The sequence below is a fragment of the Aeromicrobium massiliense JC14 genome (genome assembly GCF_000312105.1).
Taxonomy (GTDB): Bacteria; Actinomycetota; Actinomycetes; order Propionibacteriales; family Nocardioidaceae; genus Aeromicrobium; species Aeromicrobium massiliense.
Genome location: NZ_HE978638.1, coordinates 673,128 through 696,489 on the forward strand (window position 1 = coordinate 673,128; position 23,362 = coordinate 696,489).

The 23,362-nt window shown below is 73.3% G+C and carries 23 protein-coding genes; 22 read left to right on the forward strand and 1 reads right to left on the reverse strand.

The window, feature by feature from the left end:
- Positions 1–4 precede the first annotated feature (4 nt).
- Genes mltG through nusB form a run of 9 tightly spaced genes read left to right on the forward strand, consistent with a single transcriptional unit; the run spans position 5 to position 7,554 of the window.
- On the forward strand, positions 5–1,153 hold the full coding sequence (gene mltG, locus HGAM_RS19820) for an endolytic transglycosylase MltG (protein ID WP_019146528.1): 1,149 nt from the start codon (positions 5–7) through the stop codon (positions 1,151–1,153).
- A complete protein-coding gene (locus HGAM_RS16090; protein WP_019146529.1) occupies positions 1,153–1,965 on the forward strand; it encodes a shikimate dehydrogenase in 813 nt (270 codons plus the stop codon). Before mltG ends, HGAM_RS16090 begins: the two co-directional genes overlap by 1 nt.
- A gap of 50 nt (positions 1,966–2,015) precedes the next feature.
- The gene (locus HGAM_RS19825) at positions 2,016–2,687 is read left to right on the forward strand and encodes a prepilin peptidase (protein ID WP_019146530.1); all 672 of its coding nucleotides are present in this window, start codon (positions 2,016–2,018) and stop codon (positions 2,685–2,687) included.
- Positions 2,688–2,742: 55 nt separating this feature from the next.
- Positions 2,743–3,921, forward strand: coding sequence for a chorismate synthase (aroC, locus tag HGAM_RS16100; RefSeq protein ID WP_019146531.1), 1,179 nt, complete (start codon positions 2,743–2,745; stop codon positions 3,919–3,921).
- A gap of 1 nt (position 3,922) precedes the next feature.
- Complete coding sequence (locus HGAM_RS16105; RefSeq protein WP_019146532.1) at positions 3,923–4,435, forward strand: shikimate kinase; 513 nt, start codon at positions 3,923–3,925, stop codon at positions 4,433–4,435.
- The gene (gene aroB / locus HGAM_RS16110; RefSeq protein ID WP_019146533.1) at positions 4,432–5,520 is read left to right on the forward strand and encodes a 3-dehydroquinate synthase; all 1,089 of its coding nucleotides are present in this window, start codon (positions 4,432–4,434) and stop codon (positions 5,518–5,520) included. Before HGAM_RS16105 ends, aroB begins: the two co-directional genes overlap by 4 nt.
- Positions 5,517–6,581 (forward strand): M24 family metallopeptidase, encoded by a 1,065-nt coding sequence (locus tag HGAM_RS16115; RefSeq protein WP_019146534.1) that lies wholly within the window; start codon positions 5,517–5,519, stop codon positions 6,579–6,581. Before aroB ends, HGAM_RS16115 begins: the two co-directional genes overlap by 4 nt.
- On the forward strand, positions 6,581–7,144 hold the full coding sequence (gene efp, locus HGAM_RS16120) for an elongation factor P (protein WP_019146535.1): 564 nt from the start codon (positions 6,581–6,583) through the stop codon (positions 7,142–7,144). Before HGAM_RS16115 ends, efp begins: the two co-directional genes overlap by 1 nt.
- Positions 7,144–7,554: a transcription antitermination factor NusB gene (gene nusB, locus HGAM_RS16125; RefSeq protein WP_019146536.1), complete on the forward strand. Its 411-nt coding sequence runs from the start codon at positions 7,144–7,146 to the stop codon at positions 7,552–7,554. Before efp ends, nusB begins: the two co-directional genes overlap by 1 nt.
- A 74-nt stretch (positions 7,555–7,628) precedes the next feature.
- On the opposite strand, the gene HGAM_RS16130 is transcribed toward nusB, so the two are convergent.
- Positions 7,629–8,837: a hypothetical protein gene (locus HGAM_RS16130; RefSeq protein WP_019146537.1), complete on the reverse strand. Its 1,209-nt coding sequence runs from the start codon at positions 8,835–8,837 to the stop codon at positions 7,629–7,631.
- 180 nt (positions 8,838–9,017) lie between these two features.
- Here HGAM_RS16130 and pyrR point away from each other — a divergent pair, with 180 nt between their 5' ends.
- The 13 genes from pyrR to HGAM_RS16195 all read left to right on the forward strand — a co-directional run bounded on the left by pyrR (position 9,018) and on the right by HGAM_RS16195 (position 23,335).
- Positions 9,018–9,581, forward strand: a complete 564-nt coding sequence (gene pyrR / locus HGAM_RS16135; protein ID WP_038951916.1) for a bifunctional pyr operon transcriptional regulator/uracil phosphoribosyltransferase PyrR — start codon at positions 9,018–9,020, stop codon at positions 9,579–9,581.
- A complete protein-coding gene (locus HGAM_RS16140) occupies positions 9,581–10,522 on the forward strand; it encodes an aspartate carbamoyltransferase catalytic subunit (protein ID WP_315968835.1) in 942 nt (313 codons plus the stop codon). The genes pyrR and HGAM_RS16140 overlap by 1 nt, the downstream gene beginning before the upstream one ends.
- On the forward strand, positions 10,519–11,823 hold the full coding sequence (locus HGAM_RS16145; protein ID WP_019146540.1) for a dihydroorotase: 1,305 nt from the start codon (positions 10,519–10,521) through the stop codon (positions 11,821–11,823). Before HGAM_RS16140 ends, HGAM_RS16145 begins: the two co-directional genes overlap by 4 nt.
- Complete coding sequence (gene carA, locus HGAM_RS16150; protein WP_019146541.1) at positions 11,820–12,953, forward strand: glutamine-hydrolyzing carbamoyl-phosphate synthase small subunit; 1,134 nt, start codon at positions 11,820–11,822, stop codon at positions 12,951–12,953. Before HGAM_RS16145 ends, carA begins: the two co-directional genes overlap by 4 nt.
- Positions 12,953–16,258: a carbamoyl-phosphate synthase large subunit gene (carB, locus tag HGAM_RS16155; protein WP_019146542.1), complete on the forward strand. Its 3,306-nt coding sequence runs from the start codon at positions 12,953–12,955 to the stop codon at positions 16,256–16,258. Before carA ends, carB begins: the two co-directional genes overlap by 1 nt.
- On the forward strand, positions 16,255–17,085 hold the full coding sequence (gene pyrF, locus HGAM_RS16160; protein ID WP_019146543.1) for an orotidine-5'-phosphate decarboxylase: 831 nt from the start codon (positions 16,255–16,257) through the stop codon (positions 17,083–17,085). The genes carB and pyrF overlap by 4 nt, the downstream gene beginning before the upstream one ends.
- A complete protein-coding gene (locus tag HGAM_RS16165; protein ID WP_019146544.1) occupies positions 17,082–17,510 on the forward strand; it encodes a hypothetical protein in 429 nt (142 codons plus the stop codon). The genes pyrF and HGAM_RS16165 overlap by 4 nt, the downstream gene beginning before the upstream one ends.
- Positions 17,511–17,521: 11 nt before the next feature.
- On the forward strand, positions 17,522–17,836 hold the full coding sequence (gene mihF, locus HGAM_RS16170) for an integration host factor, actinobacterial type (protein WP_019146545.1): 315 nt from the start codon (positions 17,522–17,524) through the stop codon (positions 17,834–17,836).
- Positions 17,829–18,401 (forward strand): guanylate kinase, encoded by a 573-nt coding sequence (gmk, locus tag HGAM_RS16175; RefSeq protein WP_019146546.1) that lies wholly within the window; start codon positions 17,829–17,831, stop codon positions 18,399–18,401. Before mihF ends, gmk begins: the two co-directional genes overlap by 8 nt.
- Positions 18,402–18,435: 34 nt before the next feature.
- A complete protein-coding gene (gene rpoZ, locus HGAM_RS19830) occupies positions 18,436–18,744 on the forward strand; it encodes a DNA-directed RNA polymerase subunit omega (protein ID WP_019146547.1) in 309 nt (102 codons plus the stop codon).
- A gap of 50 nt (positions 18,745–18,794) precedes the next feature.
- Entirely contained in the window at positions 18,795–19,997 is a 1,203-nt protein-coding gene (coaBC, locus tag HGAM_RS16185; protein WP_019146548.1) for a bifunctional phosphopantothenoylcysteine decarboxylase/phosphopantothenate--cysteine ligase CoaBC, read from the forward strand.
- A 64-nt stretch (positions 19,998–20,061) separates the two neighbouring features.
- The gene (metK, locus tag HGAM_RS16190) at positions 20,062–21,249 is read left to right on the forward strand and encodes a methionine adenosyltransferase (protein WP_019146549.1); all 1,188 of its coding nucleotides are present in this window, start codon (positions 20,062–20,064) and stop codon (positions 21,247–21,249) included.
- 88 nt (positions 21,250–21,337) lie between these two features.
- Positions 21,338–23,335, forward strand: coding sequence for a primosomal protein N' (locus HGAM_RS16195; protein WP_019146550.1), 1,998 nt, complete (start codon positions 21,338–21,340; stop codon positions 23,333–23,335).
- Positions 23,336–23,362 lie beyond the last annotated feature (27 nt).

Genomic DNA, 23,362 nt, shown 5'->3' on the forward strand with positions numbered 1-23,362 from the left:
ACGTATGACTGACAGCGGGCTCGGCCTCTTCGGCGACCAGGCGCAGGATCCGGCACCCCCGCCCGCGGGACCGGGTCGGCGGCGGGCGCCCAAGAAGCAGCGCAACGTCAAGCCGCTGCGCTGGGTGATCGTGCTCGCCGTCGTCGGCGCGCTCGTCTTCGGCAGCGTGTGGGCCTGGAAGAAGGCCGACAGCTTCCTCAACGGTCCGGAGGACTACGCCGGCGAGGGCAGCGGCGAGGTCGTCGTCGAGGTCAAGCAGGGCGACACCGGCTCCGACGTGGCCACCACGTTGTTCGAGGCCGGGGTCGTCAAGAGCCGCGAGGCGTTCTACCAGCTGTCGATCAGCGACGACCGCGGCTCGCAGCTGCAGCCGGGCTTCTACCAGCTGCGCAAGCAGATGTCGGCCGAGTGGGCGCTCAAGGAGCTCGTCGACCCCAAGAACCGGGTCGAGGGCAAGGTCGGCATCCCCGAGGGGGCGCGCGTCGGCCAGATCGTCGAGGCCATCGCCAAGAACACCGAGATCAAGCAGGAGGACCTCGAGGCCGCGCTCGAGGACCCCAGCTCGATCGGCCTGCCCGAGGAGGCGAACGGCAACCCGGAGGGCTGGCTGTTCCCGGCCACCTACACCGTCCCGCCCGGCACGTCCGCGACCGACCTGCTGAGCCAGATGGTCAAGAAGACGATCGCCGTCGAGGAGGACCTCGACATCGACACCCGTGCGAAGGAGCTGGGCTTCTCCAAGGAGGAGATCGTCATCATCGCGAGCATCCTGGAGTACGAGGTCAACCGCGACGAGGACTTCGGCAAGGCCGCCCGGGTCATCTACAACCGGCTCGAGAAGGACATGCCGCTGCAGATGGACTCGACCGTCGCGTACGTCAGCGGCCGCGAGGGCGACGTGTTCACCACCGCCGAGGAGCGCGACGCCGACTCCGAGTACAACACCTACAAGTACCCGGGCCTGCCGCCCGGACCGATCGGCTCGCCGGGCGAGGCGACCCTCGAGGCGGCGCTCAACCCCACGCCGGGCGACTGGGAGTACTTCGTCGCCGACCCCGAGAACGGCGGCACGGTGTTCACCGAGACCTACGCCGAGCACCTGCGCGAGGTCGACCGGCTCCAGCAGTTCTGCCGCGAGAGCGACAAGTGCTGATGCCGGGACGCTGCGCGGTCCTCGGCTCCCCGGTCGACCACTCGCTCTCGCCGGCCATGCACCGGCAGGCGTACGCCGAGCTCGGCCTGGACTGGACGTACGAGGCGCACGACGTCGACGTCGACGCGCTGCCCGGCTTCCTGGCCGGGCTGGACGACACGTGGCGCGGCTTGTCGGTGACGATGCCGCTCAAGCAGCGCGCGCTCGAGCTGGCCGACGAGGTCGACCCGTTCGCCCGCGTCGTCGGCGTGGCCAACACCCTGGTCCGCACCGAGCGGGGCACCTGGCGGGCGCACAACACCGACACCTCCGGTGCGGTCGCGGCGCTCGACGAGCAGGGTGTCGGCCAGGTGGGCAGCGCCCGGGTGCTGGGGGGTGGCGCGACGGCGCGCTCGCTCCTGCACGGCCTGCTGGTCCGCGGGCTGGAGCACGTCGAGCTCGTGGTGCGTGACAAGGCGCGCGTCGCCGAGCTGGCCGAGCGCGTGCGCGGCGAGCGCATCGAGGTCGTCGTGCGCGAGTTCGACGCGCCCTTCCTGGACAAGGTCGACCTGCTGGTCTCCACCGTCCCCTCGGAGGTCGTGCGGCACGACGCGCACGACCTGGTCGACGCCTCACGCGCCGTCTTCGACGTCCTGTACGACCCGTGGCCGACCGCGCTCGCCGCCACCGCCACGGTGCACGGGGTCCCGCTCGTGACCGGGCTGGACCTGTTGGCGCACCAGGCCGCTGGCCAGGTGGAGCTGATGACCGGCTCGGCGGTCCCCGCCGCACGCCTCCGCGAGGCGGCGCTCGCCGAGCTCGCGAGCCGCTGAGCCTGGGGACGCCGCGCCCGGCACCCGCCGCTCGCGGCTAGGGTGCCAGCGTGCTCGTCGTCCTCGCCTGCCTCGTCGCCGCCGCCCTCGGATGGCTCGCCCCGCGGGTGCTCGCTCGCGTGCCGGAGCCGGACGACGCGGCGGACGGCAAGCCCACCTATGCGTCCCTCGCCGCGGTGCCCCGGCTCGGGGTCGTGCTGGCTGTCGCCTCGGCGCTGCTGACCGGCGTCGTCGGGCTCGTCGTCGAGCCGGAGGTCGTGCTCGTGGTCTGGACGCTGCTCGTCCCCGCCGGGCTGCTGCTCGGCTACGTCGACGCCCGAACGCGGCTGCTGCCCAAGCGGATCGTGCTGCCCCTCAACGTCGCCGTGCTGGTGCTCGTGGGCGTCGCCGCGGCGCTCGAGCGCGACCTGGACCTGCTGTGGCGCGCCCTGGCCGGGGGAGCGGGCTTGTTCGTGCTGTTCGCCGCGTTCTGGTTCGTCGCCCCGCGCGGCCTGGGCTACGGCGACGTGCGGCTGTCGCCCGCGTTGGGCATGACGCTCGCCGCGTCGGGCTGGATGGAGCTGTTCGTCGGCGTCTACGCCGGGTTCGTCCTCGCGGCCGTGCTCGGTCTGGTCCTGGGCCGGCTGGGTCGCATCGACCCCAAGCAGTTCGCGTTCGGCCCGTACCTCGTCGCGGGGGCCGTCGTCGGCGTCCTGTGGCAGCCGCTCGTGCTGGGCGGCTGACCGGTCCTCGGGCGGGGGCTCGGGCCCCACGGGTCGGCGTGGGAGAATCTGGGCCATGCTTCGATGGTTGACCGCCGGTGAGTCCCACGGCCCCGCGCTCATGGCCGTGCTGGAGGGCCTCCCGGCCGGGGTCCAGATGACCAGCAAGGACGTCCAGGACGCGCTCGCGCGCCGCCGGCTCGGCTACGGCCGCGGCGCCCGCATGAAGTTCGAGGCCGACGAGCTCGAGGTCGTCGGCGGCCTGCGCCACGGCTCGACGCTCGGCAGCCCTGTCGCCCTGCGCATCGGCAACAGCGAGTGGCCGAAGTGGGAGAAGGTCATGTCGGCCGACCCGGTCGACCCCGAGGAGCTCGCCGGCTCGGCCCGCAACGCCCCGCTGACCCGCCCGCGTCCGGGCCACGCCGACCTGGCCGGCATGCAGAAGTACGACTTCGACGAGGCCCGCCCGATCCTCGAGCGCGCCAGCGCCCGCGAGACCGCGGCCCGGGTCGCGCTCGGCGAGGTCGCCGCGCAGTTCCTGGAGCAGGCGCTCGGCGTCACGCTCGTCTCGCACGTCGTGTCGATCGGCGGCGCGGTCAGCCCCGGCACCGCGCTGCCGACGCGTGCCGACCGCGACCGCCTGGACGCCGACCCGGTGCGCTGCTTCGACCCCGCCGGCAGCGCCGCGATGGTCGCCGAGATCGACCAGGCCCACAAGGACGGCGACACCCTCGGCGGCGTCGTCGAGGTCGTCGTGCACGGACTCCCGCCGGGACTCGGCTCGCACACGATGTGGGACAAGCGGCTCGACGCACGGCTCGCGGCGGCGCTCATGGGCATCCAGGCCATCAAGGGCGTCGAGCTCGGGGACGGCTTCGAGCTCGCGCGCACGCCCGGCTCGCTGGCGCACGACGAGATCGTGCCGACCGACGACGGCATCCGCCGCGTCTCGGGCCGCTCCGGCGGCGTCGAGGGCGGCATGACCACCGGCGAGGTGCTCCGCGTCCGGGCCGCCATGAAGCCCATCGCCACGGTGCCGCGCGCGCTGCGCACGGTCGACGTGAGCACCGGCGAGGAGGCGGCCGCGCACCACCAGCGCTCGGACGTCTGCGCCGTGCCGGCCGCCGGCATCGTCGCCGAGGCCATGGTGGCGCTCGTGCTCGCCGACTCCGCGCTGGAGAAGTTCGGCGGCGACTCGGTCGGCGAGACCCGGCGCAACGCCGAGTCCTACCTGGCCCACCTGCGGTACCGCTGACGTGGCGGCTCCGCTCCTCGTCCTGGTCGGCCCGCCCGGCGCCGGCAAGACCACCGTCGCGCACCTGCTCGGCGAGCGGCTCGGCGTGGCGGTGCGCGACACCGACGCCGATGTCGTGGCCGCCGAGGGCGTCCCGATCGCCGACCTGTTCGTCGATCGCGGCGAGGCGTACTTCCGCGAGCGCGAGGCGCGTGCCGTCGCCGCGGCCCTGGGCGAGCACGACGGCGTCCTGTCGCTCGGCGGGGGAGCGGTGCTCGACCCCGCCACCCGCGCGCTGCTCGCCGAGCACCCGGCCGTGGTGTTCCTCGACCTCGGGCTGGCCGAGGCCGTCCGCCGGGTCGGCCTGGCCTCGTCGCGCCCGCTGCTCGTCGGCGGTGTGCGCGGCCGGCTCAAGACGCTGCTGGACCACCGGCGTCCGCTGTACCTGGAGGTCGCCGACCACGTCGTGCGCACCGACGACCTGACCGCCGAGCAGGTGGTCGACCACGTCCTGCCGATCCTGGAGGCCCGATGACCACGCGCATCCCCGTCGCGTCCGCGCAGCCCTACGAGGTGGTCGTCGGTCACGGCGCCGTCACCGAGGTGCGCGGCCTGGTGGCCGGCGCCGCGCGGGTCGCCGTCGTCCACCCGCCGGTGCTGGCCGGGCGCGCCCGGGCGCTGCGCGACTTCGTGACCCGTGACGGGCTGGACGTCCACCTCGTCGAGGTGCCGGACGGCGAGGCGGCCAAGACGTCCGACGTCGCGGCGTTCTGCTGGGGCGTGCTGGCCGACGCCGGGTTCACCCGCAGCGACGTCGTCGTCGGCCTCGGCGGCGGCGCCACGACGGACCTGGCAGGCTTCGTCGCGGCGACCTGGCTGCGCGGCGTCGGGTTCGTGACCGTGCCGACGACGGTGCTGGGCATGGTCGATGCCGCCGTCGGCGGCAAGACCGGCATCAACCTGCCCGCCGGCAAGAACCTCGTCGGCAGCTTCCACGAGCCGCTGGGCGTGCTGTGCGACCTGGACTCGCTGCACGACCTGCCCGCCGCCGAGGTGCGCAGCGGGCTCGCCGAGGTCGTGAAGTGCGGCTTCATCGCCGACCCGGTCATCCTCGAGCTGGTCGAGCGCGACCCGGCCGCCGCCTCGTCGGTGGACGGGCCGGTGCTGGCCGAGCTCGTCGCCCGCGGCATCGCGGTCAAGGCCCGCACGGTCGCCGGCGACCTGCGCGAGACCGGCGCCGGCGGTGGCATCGGCCGCGAGGCGCTCAACTACGGCCACACCCTGGGCCACGCGATCGAGCGCGCCGAGCACTTCGGCGTCCGCCACGGCGAGGGCGTCGCCGTCGGCATGGTCTTCGCCGCCGAGCTCGCCCATCGGGCCGGGCGCATCGACGCCGACCTGCTGCAGCGCCACCGCACGGTGCTCGACGCCGTCGGTCTGCCGACGTCCTATCGCGGCCACGCGACCTACGACGCCCTGCTCGCCGGCATGCGGCTGGACAAGAAGACCCGCGGCACCGAGCTGCGCTTCGTGGTGCTCGACGGGGTGGCACGCACGTCGATCCTCGCCGGACCGTCCGACGCCGACCTGCGCGCGGCCCACGCCGCGGTGACCCGATGAGCGCCGACGCCCGCCGCGACCGCCTGCGCGAGTTGCTGGTCGGGCGCAGCCTCGACGGCGCGTTCGTGACCGAGCTCGTCAACGTCCGCTACCTGACCGGGTTCACCGGCTCGAACGGCGCCGTGCTCGTGCCGGTCGAGGGGGACGCGGTGCTGCTCACCGACGGCCGCTACCAGGACCAGGCCGCCGCCGAGGCGCCCGACGTCGAGCTGGCCGTGACCCGCGAGCTGCTCGCCGTCGGTGCCGGGCGCACGTCCGGACGCTGGGCGGTCGAGACCCACGCGCTCAGCGTCGACGACCACGCCGTGCTCACCGGTGCCGCCGACGGCACCGAGCTCGTCTCGCTCGAGCGTGCGGTCGAGGCGCTGCGCGTCGTGAAGGACGACCCCGAGCTCGACGCGCTCCGCCGGGCGTGCGCGGTCTCGGTGCAGGCGTGGGAGGAGCTCGTCGCCGGGCCGGTCGTCGGCCGCACCGAGCGCCAGCTCGCCCGTCAGCTCGAGTCCCGGATGCTCGACCTCGGCGCCGAGGCGATCGCGTTCGAGACGATCCTGGCGGCGGGGGAGAACAGCGCCATCCCGCACCACCACCCGACCGACCGGGTCGTGCAGCGCGGCGACCTGCTCAAGACCGACTTCGGGGCCCGGGTCGACGGCTACCACGCCGACTGCACCCGCACCGCCGTCGTCGGCCCGCCCGCGGACTGGCAGCGCGAGATCCACGCCGCCGTGCAGGCGTCGCAGGCGGCCGGCGTCGACGCCCTCGTCGCCGGCACGCCCGTGGCCGACACCTGGCACGCCGCAGTCGACGTGCTGGACGCCTCGGGCTGGCGCGAGTCGTTCACGACGGGGCTCGGCCACGGCGTCGGCCTGGTCATCCACGAGGACCCGTTCCTGGGCCCGAGCCACCCGGGTACACTGGACCGCCGCACCGCCGTGACGATGGAGCCGGGCATCTACCTGCCCGGACGCGGGGGCGTGCGGATCGAAGACACCGTCATCGTCACCGAGGGACGTCCCGAGGTGCTGACCACGATGACCAGAGACCTCCTGGAGATCGGCTGATGGCCACCACGAACGACCTGAAGAACGGCATGGTGCTCAACCTCGACGGACAGCTGTGGGCTGTCGTGGAGTTCCAGCACGTCAAGCCGGGCAAGGGCCCCGCCTTCGTCCGCACCAAGATCAAGAACGTCGAGTCGGGCAAGGTCGTCGACAAGACCTTCAACGCCGGCACCAAGGTCGAGACCGCCAGTGTCGACAAGCGCGACATGCAGTACCTCTACAACGACGGCACGAACTACGTGTTCATGGACGTCCAGACCTACGACCAGCTCGAGGTCAGCCCCGAGGTCATGGGCTCGGCGGTGGACTACCTGCTCGAGAACCAGAACGCCGTCGTCGCCACCAACGAGGGCCGCGTCCTCTACGTCGAGCTGCCGGCGTCGGTCGAGCTCGTCGTCGAGCACACCGATCCGGGCCTGCAGGGCGACCGCTCCAGCGGCGGCACCAAGCCCGCGCGCCTGGAGACCGGCAAGGAGATCCAGGTCCCGCTGTTCCTCACGAGCGGCGAGAAGATCAAGGTCGACACCCGCGACGGCAGCTACCTCGGTCGCGTGAAGGCCTGATGGCTGCTCGTACCAAGGCTCGCAAGCGCGCCCTCGACATCCTGTTCGAGAGCGAGCTCCAGGGACGTTCGACGGGGGCGTCGCTGGTCGACCGCCAGGCCGACAACGACCCGCCGATCAACCCGTACACCGTCGAGCTCGTCGACGGCGTCGTGGCGAACCGTGAGCGGCTCGACGAGGTGCTCGCCGAGCACGCCATGGGCTGGACCCTGACGCGCATGCCCGGCGTCGACCGCAACCTGCTGCGCATCGCCACCTACGAGATCCTGTTCGTCGACGACGTCCCGGACTCCGTCGCGGTCAGCGAGGCGGTGGGCCTGGCCCGCGAGCTGTCGACCGACGACTCGCCCGGCTTCGTCAACGGCCTGCTCGCCACGATCGTGGAGAAGAAGGCCCAGCTGCTCGACTGAGCGGCTCCGGCACCCGACCGACGGCGGTCACCCCACGGGGGTGGCCGCCGTCGGCGTTCGCGGCGGACGCAGGCTCACCGCCAGGGCGTCGCGCTGGAGGGTCCCTCACCGCGCGGGGCGGGCACGGACGGAGCGGGCCGCTCGGACGTCACGTCTCGGCGCCGGCCGAGGGTGGTCCGCACCGCGGGGCGCAGCGGGCCGCGGGCCGGTCCGAGGTGCACGATCGTGTCACCGCCCAGCAGCTGCACGACGCACATGCTCGCGGTGTCCCGCAGCCCCCACACCGCGGCCGGGACGGTGCCCTGCGGCTGCGTGCGCTCCCACCACCAGCCGTGCGGCCCCCGGGCGACGACGACGGGGAACGGCAGCGCGACCAGCGGACGGGCGCCGGCAGGCGCCCCGACGGCGTGCACCGCGGTGGTGGCACCGAGCCCGACGTCCGCCGCGAGCGGCGCGGTCGGCTCGAGCAGCAGCGTCCGCAGCCGGCGCCAGCGAAGGCTCGGGACCAGGCCGACCAGGACGGCGACGCCCAGCAACCCGCCGGCGGCATCGGCCAGCAGGCTTGCCGCGTCGGAGTCCGCGTCGACGGACGTGATCGGCCGGTGCTCCCCGAGCGGGTCCACCAGCACGGGGAAGGCCTCGCCCACGGGGTGCTCGGAGGCGTCCTCGACGTAGAACCAGTAGGACTCGCCATCGACCTCCGCGAGCAGCGAGTCGTCCCAGGTGTCCTGCTCCAGGACCGCCGCGACCCGCGGGACGGCGCGCTCCTGCATCTCGGCCACGCCCGCCCGGGCGCCCCACCACCACGTGGCGACCAGGACGCACGCCAGGAGCGCGAGCGTGGCGCCCGCCGCCGCGCCCCACCGGACGAGCGCCGGCGGGCGGAACATCGGCGGCGCCGGCGGGCCCAAGGAGTCCTGGGGCCACGCGGCCACCGCCTGCCGCTGACGGGTCCGGGTCCACACGTCCACGGCCAGGACCGCGACCCACAGCACGCTCACCACCCACGCGCTCGCGAAGATCCCGACCGCGGCGGACACGGCGGCCAGGCGCGGTGCCCACCAGCCGGCCAGCACGCCGACGAACGTCGCGCCCGTGACGAGTGCCATCGGGACGTACCACCAGGCGGTGAGCTCGTCCGCCGGGATGAGCATCGAGTCGTCCCAGGTGAGGACGAGGTCGAGGACGAGGGTCAGCGGCGGACCCAGGACGAGCACGAGCGGTGGCACGCCGCGGGGCCAGGCGCGGAACCGGTCGGCCGTGAGGACGGTTGCTGAGGACACCGACGCACCCTAGACGAGCCAGGCCTGCCCGCGTGGCCGATCCGGTGCTCCCCGGGTCCCTCGAGCACGGCGTCCCACGCGCCGAGTCCGGGCCCGGGTGACGCAGCCCACGCTGGTAGGTTGGCCGATGACAAAGACGTCCTTTAACCACCGTCCTGTGAGGCGGAGAAGGAGGTCAGCGTGACTCCTGAGAGTCCAGCTGCCGGCGTACCTGCACGCACCGTGCTCGACGAGCGAGACATCGCCCGAGCACTCACCCGCATCACCCACGAGATCCTCGAGCGCAACCGTGACTCCGAGGGCGTGGTGATCCTGGGCATCCCCACCCGCGGCGTCCACCTCGCCCGGCGCATCGCCGCCCGGATGAGCGAGGTCGAGGGCCGCACCATCACCGCCGGGTCGCTCGACGTGACGATGTTCCGTGACGACCTGCGGCTCAAGCCCGCTCGCGCGATCGGCCGCACCGAGGTGCCCGAGGACGTCGACGGCAAGGTCGTCGTCCTGGTCGACGACGTGCTGTTCTCGGGCCGCACCATCCGTGCGGCGCTCGACGCGGTCAGCGAGCTCGGCCGACCGAAGGCGGTCCAGCTGGCCGTGCTGGTCGACCGCGGCCACCGCGAGCTGCCGATCCGGGCCGACTTCGTGGGCAAGAACCTGCCGACGTCGCTGGCCGAGAAGGTCAAGGTCCGCGTCGCCGAGCACGACGACGCCGACCACGTGACGATCGAGGGAGGCGCCGCGTGATCAAGCATCTGCTGAGCGCCGGCGACCTCACCCGCGACGACGCCACCCAGATCCTCGACACCGCCGAGGAGATGCTCTCGATCGCCAAGCGGCCGATCAAGAAGCTCCCGACGCTGCGCGGCCTGACCGTGGTCAACCTGTTCTTCGAGGACTCCACCCGCACGCGCATCTCGTTCGAGGCGGCCGCCAAGCGGCTGTCCGCGGACGTCATCAACTTCTCGGCGAAGGGCTCGAGCGCCTCGAAGGGCGAGGGGCTCAAGGACACCGCCCTGACGCTGGAGGCGATGGGTGCCGACGCGGTCGTCGTCCGCCACCACGCCTCGGGCGCCCCGCACCGCCTGGCCGAGGCCGGCTGGACGCAGGGCGTCGTGGTCAACGCCGGCGACGGCACCCACGAGCACCCCACGCAGGCCCTGCTGGACGCGTTCACGATGCGTCGCCACCTGGGCGACCTCGAGGGACGCCGCGTCACGATCGTCGGCGACGTGCTGCACAGCCGCGTGGCCCGGTCGAACGCGCTGCTGCTGCACACGCTGGGCGCGAAGGTCACGCTCGTCGCACCGCCGACGCTGCTGCCGGTCGGCGTCGAGCAGTGGCCGGTCGACACGTCCTACGACCTCGACACGGCGCTCGAGGGCGCTGACGCGGTGATGATGCTGCGCGTGCAGCGCGAGCGGATGAACGCCTCGTTCTTCCCCAGCGCCCGCGAGTACAGCCGCCGCTACGGCCTGGACGCCGCCCGCATGGGCCGTCTGGCCGACCACGCCGTGGTGATGCACCCCGGCCCCATGAACCGCGGCATGGAGATCAGCGCCGACGTGGCCGACAGCGACCGCTCGGTCATCGTCGAGCAGGTCACCAACGGCGTCGCCGTCCGCATGGCCGTCCTGTACCTGCTGCTCAGCGGCCGCCAGGACCACACCGAGGAGACCCACTCGTGAGCACCTACATCATCCGCCGCGCCAGCGTGCTGGGGGAGCAGGTCGCCGACCTGCTGCTCGAGGACGGGCGCATCACCGCCGTCGGCACCGACCTGGACGCCCCCGAGGGCGCGACCGAGGTCGACGCCGAGGGCCTCGTCGCGCTGCCCGGCCTGGTCGACCTGCACACCCACCTGCGCGAGCCCGGCCGCGAGGACGCCGAGACCGTGCGCACCGGCACTCGTGCGGCCGCCCGCGGCGGGTTCACGTGCGTGCACGCGATGGCCAACACCGAGCCGGTCGCCGACACGGCCGGCGTCGTGGAGCAGGTCTGGCGCCTGGGCCGCGAGCACGGCTACTGCGACGTGCAGCCGGTCGGCGCCGTCACCATCGGGCTGGCCGGCGAGCGGCTGGCCGAGCTCGGCGCCATGGCCGACTCGGCCGCCCGCGTGCGGGTCTTCTCCGACGACGGCAAGTGCGTCTGGGACCCGGTGCTCATGCGCCGCGCGCTGGAGTACGTGAAGGCGTTCGACGGCGTCGTCGCCCAGCACGCCCAGGAGCCGCGACTCACGGTGGACGCGCAGATGAACGAGGGACCGCTGTCCGGCGAGCTCGGGCTGGCCGGCTGGCCGGCCGTCGCCGAGGAGGCGATCGTCGCCCGCGACGTCCTGCTCGCCGAGCACGTCGGCTCGCGCCTGCACGTGTGCCACCTGTCGACGCGCGGCTCGGTCGAGCTCGTCCGCTGGGCCAAGAGCCGCGGCATCGACGTCACCGCCGAGGTCACCCCGCACCACCTGCTGCTGACCGACGACCTGGTCCGCTCCTACGACCCGATCTACAAGGTCAACCCGCCGCTGCGCTCGGCCGACGACGTCGCCGCCGTCCGCGAGGGCCTGGCCGACGGGACGATCGACATCGTCGCCACCGACCACGCCCCGCACCCCATGGAGGACAAGGACTGCGAGTGGGGCGCGGCCGCGTTCGGCATGATCGGGCTGGAGACCGCGCTGTCCATCGTCCAGCAGACGATGGTCGACACCGGCGCCCTCACCTGGGCGCGGGTCGCCGAGGTCATGTCGGCCAACCCCGCGCGCATCGGCCGCGTGAGCGAGCACGGACGTCCGCTGGCCGCGGGCGAGCCGGCCCACGTCGTGCTCTACGACCCGGCGGCACGCCGCGTCGTCGAGCCGCGCGACACCGCATCCCTGTCGCGCAACACCCCCTACGCGGGACGCGAGCTTCCGGGCCGCGTCGTCGCCACGTTCCTGCACGGCCGTCCCACCGTCCTGGGCGGCACCCTCGTCGAGGAGGCACACGCATGAGCACCACCCCCACCGAGGCGATCCTGGTGCTGGAGGACGGCCGCACGTTCCGCGGCGAGTCCTTCGGCGCGATCGGCGAGACGATCGGCGAGGTCGTCTTCTCCACCGGCATGACCGGCTACCAGGAGACGCTCACCGACCCGTCCTACAAGGGCCAGATCGTCGTCATGACCGCCCCGCACGTCGGCAACACCGGCGTCAACGACGAGGACTTCGAGTCCAAGCGCGTCTGGGTCGACGGCTACGTCGTGCGCGATCCCGCGCGCGTGTCGAGCAGCTGGCGCTCGCAGCGGACGCTGGACGACCAGCTGGCCAACGACGGCGTCGTCGGCATCAGCGGCCTCGACACCCGCGCGCTGACCCGCCACCTGCGCGAGCAGGGCTCGATGCGCGGCGGCATCTCCAGCGCGTCCACCGATGTCGACGCGCTGCTGGCCAAGGTGCAGGACGCCCCGTCGATGAAGGGCGCCAGCTTCCTGGCCGACGTCACCACCGACGAGCCGTACGTCGTCCCCGCGCAGGGCGAGAAGAAGCACGTCGTCGTCGCCATCGACCTCGGGCTCAAGGGCATGACGCCGCGGCGCATGGCCGAGCGCGGCGTCGAGGTGCACGTGCTGCCCGCGACCGCCACGTTCGAGCAGGTCGCCGAGCTCGCGCCCGACGGCGTGTTCATGTCCAACGGACCGGGCGACCCGGCGACCGCCGACCACCAGGTCGAGGTGCTGCAGCGGGTGCTCGCCGAGGGCATCCCGTTCTTCGGCATCTGCCTGGGCAACCAGCTGTTCGGACGCGCCCTGGGCCGCGGCACCTACAAGCTGACCTACGGCCACCGTGGCATCAACCAGCCGGTGCAGGACCTCACCACCGGCAAGGTCGAGATCACCGCGCACAACCACGGCTTCGCCGTCGAGGCGCCGGTCGAGGGCACCTTCGATACGCCCTACGGCCCCGCCCGCGTCACCCACGTCGGGCTCAACGACCAGGTGGTCGAGGGCCTGGCGCTGCTGGAGCGGCCCGGCTTCAGCGTCCAGTACCACCCCGAGGCGGCGGCCGGCCCGCACGACGCGGCCTACCTCTTCGACCGCTTCGTCGACCTCATGAGCGACCACAAGGACAAGGTGAACGCCTGATGCCCAAGCGCACCGACATCGAGTCGGTCCTCGTCATCGGCTCCGGCCCGATCGTCATCGGCCAGGCCGCGGAGTTCGACTACTCCGGCACCCAGGCGTGCCGCGTGCTGCGCGAGGAGGGCCTGCGGGTCGTCCTGGTGAACTCCAACCCGGCGACGATCATGACCGACCCGGAGTTCGCCGACGCCACGTACGTCGAGCCGATCACGACCGAGTTCCTCGAGAAGGTCATCGCCCACGAGCGTCCCGACGCGCTGCTGCCGACGCTGGGTGGCCAGACGGCGCTCAACGCCGCGATCAAGCTCGACGAGGCCGGCATCCTGGAGAAGTACGGCGTCGAGCTGATCGGCGCCTCGATCGAGGCGATCGACCGCGGCGAGAACCGCGAGTCGTTCAAGGCGATCGTCGAGGGCCTGCCGCCGGAGTGGGGCGCCGAGGTCGCGGCCTCGGTCATCTGCCACACGATGGACGACTGCCTGGCCGGCGTCGAGACGCTCGGCGGCTACCCGGTCGTCGTGCGCCCCTCGTTCACGATGGGCGGCGCCGGCTCGGGCCTGGCCTACGACGAGGCCGACCTGCACCGCATCGCCGGCACCGGCCTGGCGCTCAGCCCGACCACCGAGGTGCTCCTGGAGGAGTCGATCCTCGGCTGGAAGGAGTACGAGCTCGAGGTCATGCGCGACAAGGCCGACAACGTCGTCATCGTCTGCTCGATCGAGAACTTCGACCCGATGGGCGTCCACACCGGCGACTCGATCACCGTCGCCCCGGCCATGACGCTCACCGACGTGGAGTACCAGCGGCTGCGCGACATCGCGATCGGCGTCATCCGCGAGGTCGGCGTCGACACCGGCGGCTGCAACATCCAGTTCGCGGTCAACCCCGAGGACGGCCGCATCGTCGTCATCGAGATGAACCCGCGCGTCTCGCGCTCCTCGGCGCTGGCGTCGAAGGCCACCGGCTTCCCGATCGCCAAGATCGCCGCCAAGGTCGCGATCGGCTACACGCTCGACGAGATCCCCAACGACATCACCGCCGAGACGCCGGCCAGCTTCGAGCCGACGCTCGACTACGTCGTCGTGAAGGTGCCGCGGTTCGCGTTCGAGAAGTTCCCGCTCGCCGACGACACGCTCACCACGACGATGAAGTCGGTCGGCGAGGCCATGGCCATCGGCCGCAACTTCAGCGAGGCGCTGGGCAAGGCGCTGCGGTCGCTGGAGCGCAAGGGCGCCTCGTTCACCTGGGCGGGGGAGCCGCGCGACAAGGCCGAGCTGCTCGAGATCGTCCGGCGCCCGCACGACGGCCGCATCGGCGAGGTCATGGAGGCCATCCGGGCCGGCGCCACGCCCGAGGAGCTGTTCGAGTCGACCAGCATCGACCCGTGGTTCCTGGACCAGCTGTTCCTGGTGCAGGAGGTCGCGACGCAGGTGCGCGAAGCCGTCGAGCTCACCCCCGCGCTGCTGCGCCGGGCCAAGCGCCACGGCCTCTCGGACGCCCAGATCGGCGAGCTGCGCGGCCTGCGCGAGGACGTCGTCCGCGGCGTCCGCAACGCGCTCGGCGTCCGGCCGGTCTACAAGACGGTCGACACCTGCGCGGCCGAGTTCGCCGCCCGCACGCCGTACCACTACTCGTCCTACGACGAGGAGACCGAGGTGCATCCGCGCGAGAAGCCGGCCGTGCTGATCCTGGGCAGCGGACCGAACCGCATCGGCCAGGGCATCGAGTTCGACTACTCGTGCGTGCACGCGGCGCTGGCGCTGACCGAGGCCGGCTACGAGACGGTCATGGTCAACTGCAACCCCGAGACCGTCTCCACCGACTACGACACGGCCGACCGGCTGTACTTCGAGCCGCTGACGCTCGAGGACGTCCTGGAGGTCTACCACGCCGAGAAGCAGGCCGGCCCCGTCGCCGGCGTGCTGGTGCAGCTGGGCGGCCAGACGCCGCTCGGCCTCGCCGCCGGACTCGAGGCCGAGGGCGTCCCGATCGTGGGCACGCAGCCCGCGGCGATCGACCTGGCCGAGGAGCGCGGCGCGTTCGGTCAGCTGCTCACCGACGCCGGCCTTCCTGCGCCCAAGCATGGCACGGCCACGACGTTCCCCGGGGCCAAGCGCATCGCCGACGAGATCGGCTACCCGGTGCTCGTGCGCCCGTCGTACGTCCTGGGCGGTCGCGGCATGGAGATCGTCTACGACGAGCAGTCGCTGGCCACGTACATCGAGAACGCCACCGAGATCTCGGCCCAGCGTCCCGTGCTGGTCGACAAGTTCCTCGACGACGCGATCGAGATCGACGTCGACGCGCTGTACGACGGCACCGAGCTGTTCCTCGGCGGCGTCATGGAGCACATCGAGGAGGCCGGCGTGCACTCGGGCGACTCGGCCTGCGTGCTGCCGCCCATCACCCTGGGCACCGAGGACGTCGAGCGCATCCGCGTCTCGACCGAGGCGATCGCCAAGGGCGTGGGCGTCCGCGGACTCATCAACATCCAGTTCGCGATGAGCGCCGGCGTGCTCTACGTCCTGGAGGCGAACCCCCGCGCGTCCCGCACCGTGCCGTTCGTGTCCAAGGCGACGGCGACCCCGCTGGCCAAGGCGGCCGCGCGGCTCATGCTCGGTGAGTCCATCGCCGAGCTGCGCGCCGCCGGGGTGCTGCCGGCCGAGGGCGACGGCGGCCTGCTGCCCGACGACGCGCCGGTCGCGGTCAAGGAGGCGGTCATGCCGTTCAGCCGCTTCCGGACGTACGAGGGCACCTACGTCGACACGCTGCTCGGCCCCGAGATGCGCTCGACCGGCGAGGTCATGGGCATCGACACCCGCTTCGGCAACGCCTTCGCCAAGGCCCAGGCCGGCGCGCAGAACGGCCTGCCGACGCGCGGCCGGGTCTTCGTGTCGGTGGCCAACCCCGACAAGCGGCACATGATCTTCCCGGTCAAGCGCCTGGCCGACCTCGGCTACGAGATCCTCGCGACCGCCGGCACCGCCACGGTGCTGCGCCGCAACGGCGTCGAGGCCACGGTCGTGCCGAAGATCAGCGACCACCCGTCCGAGCGCACCATCGTCGAGATGCTGCGCGCGGGCGAGGTCGACCTGATCATCAACACGCCGAGCGGCGGCGAGTCCGGGGCCACCGGACGCGTCGACGGCTACGAGATCCGCACGGTCGCGGTGGGCGAGGGCGTCTCGTCCATCACCACGATCGCCGGCCTGGCCGCCGCGGTGCAGGGCATCGAGGCGCTGCTGGAGCACAGCATCGGCGTGAAGTCGCTGCAGGACTGGGCGGCCGACCTGCAGGCCGCGCGATGAGCTTCGGTTCCCGCGCGACCGTCGCGCGCCAGGCCTACGGGCCGGCGTGCGTCGGCATCGACCCGCACCCGTCGCTGCTCGAGGCCTGGGGCCTGGAGGACGACGTCGAGGGCCTGGACCGGTTCGCGTCCACCTGCGTGGAGGCGTTCGCCGGCAAGGTGGCGTTCGCCAAGCCCCAGGCCGCGTTCTTCGAACGTCACGGCGCCCGGGGGATGGCGGTGCTGGAGCGGACGCTGCAGGACCTGCGCCACACCGGCACGCTCACCGTGCTGGACGTCAAGCGCGGCGACGTCGACTCCACCGCGCAGGCGTACGCCGACGCCTACCTGGACGACGACGCGCCCATGGCCGCCGACGCGATCACGGTCAGCCCGTACCTGGGCCTGGGGTCCCTGGAGCCGTTCCTGCAGACCGCGCACAAGAACGACGCGGGCGTGTTCGTGCTGGCGCTGACGTCCAACCCGTCGGGGCCGGACGTCCAGCACGCGCGCACCGCCGACGGGCGCACGGTGGCCGGGCGCGTGCTCGACCACCTGCGCGAGGCCAACGCCGACGCCGAGCCGATGGGCTCGTTCGGCGCGGTCGTGGGCGCGACCATCGGCAGCACCGAGGAGGACCTGGACGTCAACGGACCGCTGCTGGTGCCCGGCTACGGCGCTCAGGGCGGCACCGTCGCCGACCTCGAGCGGCTGTTCGGCCACGTCTGGGACGCGATCATCCCCACGACGTCGCGCGGCGTGCTCGCGGCGGGGCCGGACGTCGCCTCGCTGCGCGCGGCCGCGGCCAAGGTCAACGACGAGCTGGGCGTGGCGGGGGCGGGCCGGTGAAGCGGCTCGTCGGTCCCGTCGTCCTGACCGCGGTCCTCGGGCTCACCGCCGGCTGCAGCTCGCCCAGTGCGTACTGCCAGCTCGTCGAGGACGACCAGAAGGCGCTGGACTCCTTCGGCGAGCAGCGCACCACGGAGGCCTTCACGGCTGACGCGAAGCGGTTCCGCCAGCTCGCCGACCTGGCGCCCGCGTCGGTGGCCGACGACTGGACGCGACTGGCCGAGGTGACCGAGCGCGTGCTGGCGGTGCACGAGAAGTCCGACCTGACGCTCGAGGACGCCCAGGACCCCGCCGTGCTGGCCGAGACCGACAGCGACGACCTCGACCGCGTGAACAAGGCGTACGAGAAGTTCAACGCCACCTCCAAGGAGCGCGCGGCCGTGGTGAAGAATGTCTCCGACGAGTGCGACATCGACCTGAAGTGAGAGGTGGCCCGGTGGCCCTGCCCCAGCTGACCCCCGACCAGCGCCGCGCGGCGCTGGAGAAGGCCGCCGCGGCGCGCCAGGTGCGGGCCGAGGTGAAGAACCGGCTCAAGCACTCGGGCGCCTCGCTCGCCGAGGTGCTGGACGAGGCCGCCACCGACGACGCGATCGCCAAGATCAAGGTCGTCGACCTGCTGCAGGCCCTGCCGGGCGTCGGCAAGGTGCGCGCCCAGCAGACGATGGAGCGCATCGGCATCGCCGAGAGCCGTCGCGTGCGGGGCCTGGGCGCCAAGCAGGTCGAGGCGCTGCTCGAGGAGTTCCGTGGCTGAGCGCTCCCGCCTCGTCGTGCTCGCCGGGCCCACCGCGGTGGGCAAGGGCACCGTCGCCGCCCGCATCCGCGAGCAGCACCCGGAGATCTGGATCTCGGTCTCGGCCACCACGCGTCCGCCCCGCCCCGGCGAGGTCGACGGCGTCCACTACCACTTCGTCAGCGACGCGGAGTTCGACCGGCTCGTCGCCGAGGACGGCCTGCTCGAGTGGGCGGTCGTGCACAAGGCCGCCCGCTACGGCACGCCCCGCGCCGCGGTCGAGGAGCAGCTGGCCGCTGGACGTCCGGCGCTGCTGGAGATCGACCTGCAGGGTGCCCGGCAGGTGCGCGAGCGGATGCCCGACGCGCTGCTCGTGTTCCTGGCCCCGCCCAGCTTCGAGGAGCTCGAGCGCCGTCTGGTCGGACGCGGCACCGAGACCGCCGAGGAGCGCACCCGCCGGCTCGAGACGGCCCGCGAGGAGCTGGCCGCCGAGCCCGAGTTCGACGTCACGATCGTGAACACCGATGTCGGCCGCGCGTGCGAGGAGTTGGTAGACTTGTTCCGCTCCGGTTCTCTCCGGTCCTGATCTTCTTTCTCCCACGTTCTGCGAGGCCTGCTTCATGAGCTCTGCGTCCACCACCCGCTCCGTCGCCATCGGCATCACCAACCCGCCGCTGGACGACCTGCTGGAGAAGACCGACTCCAAGTACCAGCTGGTGCTCTACGCGTCCAAGCGCGCCCGCCAGATCAACGCCTACTACTCCCAGCTCGGCGAGGGCCTGCTGGAGTACGTCGGCCCGCTGCTGGAGACCGAGGTCCAGGAGAAGCCGCTCTCGATCGCGCTCCGCGAGATCAACGAGGGCCTGCTGACCTCCGAGCCCGAGGTCCCCGCCGCCGAGGGCGAGACCCCGGCCGCCGAGCAGGCCTGACCGCGTCGCGGCGGTGACGCCGCGCCCGCACGTCCCGGCAGGAGCGTGAGATGAGCAAGATCGTCCTGGGCGTGGCCGGCGGCATCGCCGCCTTCAAGGCCGCCGAGCTGCTGCGCCTGTTCACCGAGGCCGGTCACGAGGTCCGCGTCGTCCCGACCGAGGCCTCGCTGCAGTTCGTCGGCGCCGCCACGTGGGAGGCGCTGTCGGGCCAGCCGGTGCACACGGGCGTCTTCGCCGACGTGCCGCAGGTGCCGCACGTGCGGCTGGGCCAGGAGGCCGACCTCGTGGTCGTCGCCCCGGCCACGGCCGACCTGCTGGCCCGCGCGGCCCACGGCCTGGCCGGCGACCTGCTCACCAGCACGCTGCTCACCGCCCGGTGCCCGGTGGTGCTCGCCCCGGCGATGCACACCGAGATGTGGGAGCACCCGGCCACCCAGGCCAACGTCGAGACGCTGCGCTCGCGCGGCACGGTCGTCATCGAGCCGGCCGTGGGCCGCCTCACGGGTGCCGACTCGGGCAAGGGACGCCTGCCCGACCCCACCGCGATCCACGCCGTCTGCCTGCAGGTGCTCGACGGACGTCCGCAGGACCTCACCGGCCGCCACGTCGTGGTCAGTGCCGGCGGCACCCGCGAGTACCTCGACCCGGTGCGGTTCCTGGGCAACCGCTCGTCGGGGCGCATGGGACAGGCGCTGGCCGAGGCCGCCGTCGCCCGCGGCGCCCGGGTCACCCTCGTCGCCGCCAACGTCTCGCTGCCCGCGCCGGCGGGCGCTGACGTCGTCCGCGTGGTGACCACCGAGGAGCTGCGCACCGCGATGCACGAGCACGCGGTCGACGCCGACGCCGTCGTCATGGCCGCCGCACCGGCCGACTTCCGGCCGGCCTCGCGCGCCGGCGCCAAGATCAAGAAGGTGCCGGGGCAGGGCCCCGCCCCGATCGAGCTGGTCGAGAACCCCGACGTCCTGGCCGAGCTCGTCGCCGGCCGCACCGGCAAGCGTCCGGTCATCGTCGGGTTCGCCGCCGAGACCGGCGACGAGAACGCCTCCGTCATGGAGCACGCCGCGGCCAAGCTCGCCCGCAAGGGCTGCGACCTGCTGGTCGTCAACGACGTCAGCGGCGACAAGGTGTTCGGCCACGACGACACCGAGGCCGTCGTGCTCGGCGCCGACGGCACGCAGGTGCCGGTGCCGCACGGACCCAAGGCCGGTCTTGCCCACGCCGTGTGGGACGCCGTCGCCCACAGGATGGAATGAACGTGCCGATGGGCGGGCTGGGGCTACCATCGGCACGTCCCCGATCCACAGGAGCCAGCACACCGTGAGCCGTTTCTTCACGTCCGAGTCCGTCACCGAGGGCCACCCGGACAAGATCGCCGACCAGATCAGCGACAGCATCCTCGACGCGCTGCTGGCCGAGGACCCCGACAGCCGCGTGGCGGCCGAGACGTTCGTGACGACCGGCCTGGTGCTCGTCGGCGGCGAGGTCACCACCAAGACGTACGCCGACATCGCCCGCATCGCCCGCGACCGCGTGCTCGAGATCGGCTACGACTCCTCGACCAAGGGCTTCGACGGCGAGTCCTGCGCCGTGCAGGTGACGCTGGACGCGCAGTCGCCCGACATCGCGCAGGGCGTCGACCGCGCCGAGGAGGCCCGGCTGGGCTCGTCGGTCGACCCGCTCGACCTGCAGGGCGCCGGCGACCAGGGCCTCATGTTCGGCTTCGCCGTCGACGAGACGCCCGAGCTCATGCCGCTGCCGATCACCATCGCGCACCGCCTGGCCGAGCAGCTCACCGCCGTGCGCAAGGACGGCACGCTGCCCTACCTGCGCCCGGACGGCAAGACCCAGGTCACGATCGAGTACGGCGACGACGACAAGCCCAAGCGCATCGAGGCAATCGTCCTGTCGACCCAGCACGAGGACGGTGTCGACCTGGAGCACCAGCTCGCCGTCGACGTCAAGAAGCACGTCATCGACGCGGTCCTGGCCGACTACGACATCGACGCGTCCGACTACAAGCTGCACATCAACCCGACCGGCAAGTTCGTCATCGGCGGCCCCATGGGCGACGCCGGCCTGACGGGTCGCAAGATCATCGTCGACACCTACGGCGGCTACGCCCGCCACGGCGGCGGCGCGTTCTCGGGCAAAGACCCGAGCAAGGTCGACCGCTCGGCCGCGTACGCGATGCGCTGGGTGGCCAAGAACATCGTCGCCGCGGGCCTGGCGACCAAGGTCGAGGTGCAGGTCGCGTACGCGATCGGCGTCGCGCACCCGGTCGGCTTCTACGTCGACACCTTCGGCACCGAGACCGTCCCGGTCGACACGATCCGCGAGGCGGTGCTCGAGGTCTTCGACCTGCGCCCGGCCGCGATCGTCCGCGACCTGGACCTCAAGCGTCCGATCTACGCGCAGACCGCCGCGTACGGCCACTTCGGCCGCGCCGGGCTGCCGTGGGAGGAGACGAGCCGCGCCGACGCGCTGCGCGCCGCCGCCGGTCGCTGACCACCGCTCGCGCACGGACCCGGGACGTCCTCGTCCCGGGTCCGTCCGCGTCCGGGTCCGGTCGGTGCGCCCTGGTAGAAACACCCCTGTGAGCGACGCCGACGACCCCGACCAGCTGTCGCTCGTCCCGGCTCCCGCCCCGCGCAAGCCGCCGGCTCCGCGCGCGAAGCCGGCGGCGCCGGCGAAGCCGCAGCCCGAGCCGGCGGCCGAGCTGCCGGTCGCGCGGGTCGCCGTCGACACCCCGCTGGCCCATCTCGACCGGCTCTTCGACTACCGCGTGCCGGCCGACCTCGACGAGCGGGCCGTGCCCGGCTGCCGGGTCAAGGTGCGCTTCGCCGGACGCCTCGTCGACGGCTTCCTGGTCGAGCGGGTCGCGACGTCCGAGCACGACCGGCTCGCGTTCCTGGCCAAGGTTGTGTCGCCCGAGCCCGTGCTGCGCCCGGAGGTCCTGACGCTGGCCCGCGCCGTGGCCGACCGCTGGGCGGGCACGCTCGCCGACGTCCTGCGGCTCGCGGTGCCGCCGCGTCATGCCCGCGCCGAGGCGCAGGAGTCCGGGTCAGTCGCCGGCGAGCTGCCCGAGCCGGACGCCGCCGCCTGGGCGCCGTACGCCGGGGGCGAGTCGATGCTCGCGGCGCTGGCGTCCGGCCAGGCGCCGCGCGCGGTCTGGTCGGCGCTGCCGGGCTCCGCGCCCGAGACGGCCCTGGCCCACGCCGTGCTCGCGACGCTGCGCTCCGGGCGCGGTGCGGCGGTGGTCGTGCCCGACGCCCGTGACGTCGCTCGCGTCGACGCCGCCCTCGTCGCCGTGCTGGGGGAGGGTCACCACGTCGTCCTCACCGCCGCGCAGAAGCCGGCCGCCCGCTACCGCTCGTTCTTGGCGCTGGCCCGCGGGGCCGTGAAGGTCGTGGTCGGCACCCGCGCCGCCGCGTACGCCCCGGTGCGCGACCTCGGCCTCGTGGCCTGCTGGGACGACGGCGACGACCTGCTCGTCGAGCCGCGCGCCCCGTACGCGCACGTGCGTGAGGTGCTACTGACCCGGGCCGCGCAGGCGGACGCGGGGGTGCTGCTCGGTGCGTACGCCCGCAGCACCGAGGCCCAGGCGCTGGTCGCCAGCGGGTGGTGCCGCGAGCTGTCGGCGTCCCGCGACGAGCGCCGGGCCGCGTGGCCCCGGGTCGACGTCACCGACGGCTCGGTCGCGGGCGGCGCGCCCGCGCGGCTGCCGCACGCGGTCTTCCGCGCGATCCGTCAGGCCGACGGGCCGGTGCTGCTTCAGGTGCCGCGCCGCGGCTACCGCTCGTCGCTGGCCTGCCAGGACTGCCGGACGCCGGCGCGCTGCCGCGCGTGCCAGGGACCGCTCGCGCAGGGCTCGGCCCGGGCGCCCGTCGCGTGCCGCTGGTGCGGCACCGTCGAGCAGCCCTGGACGTGCACGGTGTGCGGCTCGGGCCGGCTGCGCTCGCCCGTCGTCGGTGCGCTGCGCACGGCCGAGGAGGTCGCCCGGGCCTTCGACGACCGTGAGGTCGTGACGTCCGGCGGCGCGACGGTGCTGTCGCAGGTGGAGCGCGGCCGCACGCTCGTCCTGGCCACGCCGGGCGCCGAGCCGGCGGTCGAGGGCGGCTACGCGCTGGTCGTCCTGCTCGACACCTGGCTGGCGCTGAGCCGCGACGACGTCCGCGTCTTCGAGGAGGCGCACCGGCGCTGGTTCAACGCGCTGGCCCTCGCCGGACCCGGTGCTCGCGCGGTCGTCGTGGGGGAGCCGGCCGAGCTGCAGGCGCTCGTGCGGGCCGACCCGGTCGCCGTCGTCGAGCGCGAGCTCGCCGACCGGGCCGAGGTGCACCTGCCGCCGACGTCGCGGCTGGCCACGGTCGACGGTCCGCCCGAGGTGCTGGCCGCGCTCGCCGCGCGCCCCTGGACGCCCGACACCGAGGTGCTCGGGCCGGTGCCGCTGTCCGAGGACGCCGAGCGCCTCGTGCTGCGTGCACCCAGGTCGCAGGGGCTGGCGCTGTCCGCCGCGCTGCGCCAGGTGCAGGCCGAGCGCAGCGCCGCCAAGCTGCCGCCCGTGCGCGTCCAGGTCGACCCGCTCGCGCTCTGACCGTCCTCCGCTCCCGGGCGGTGACTT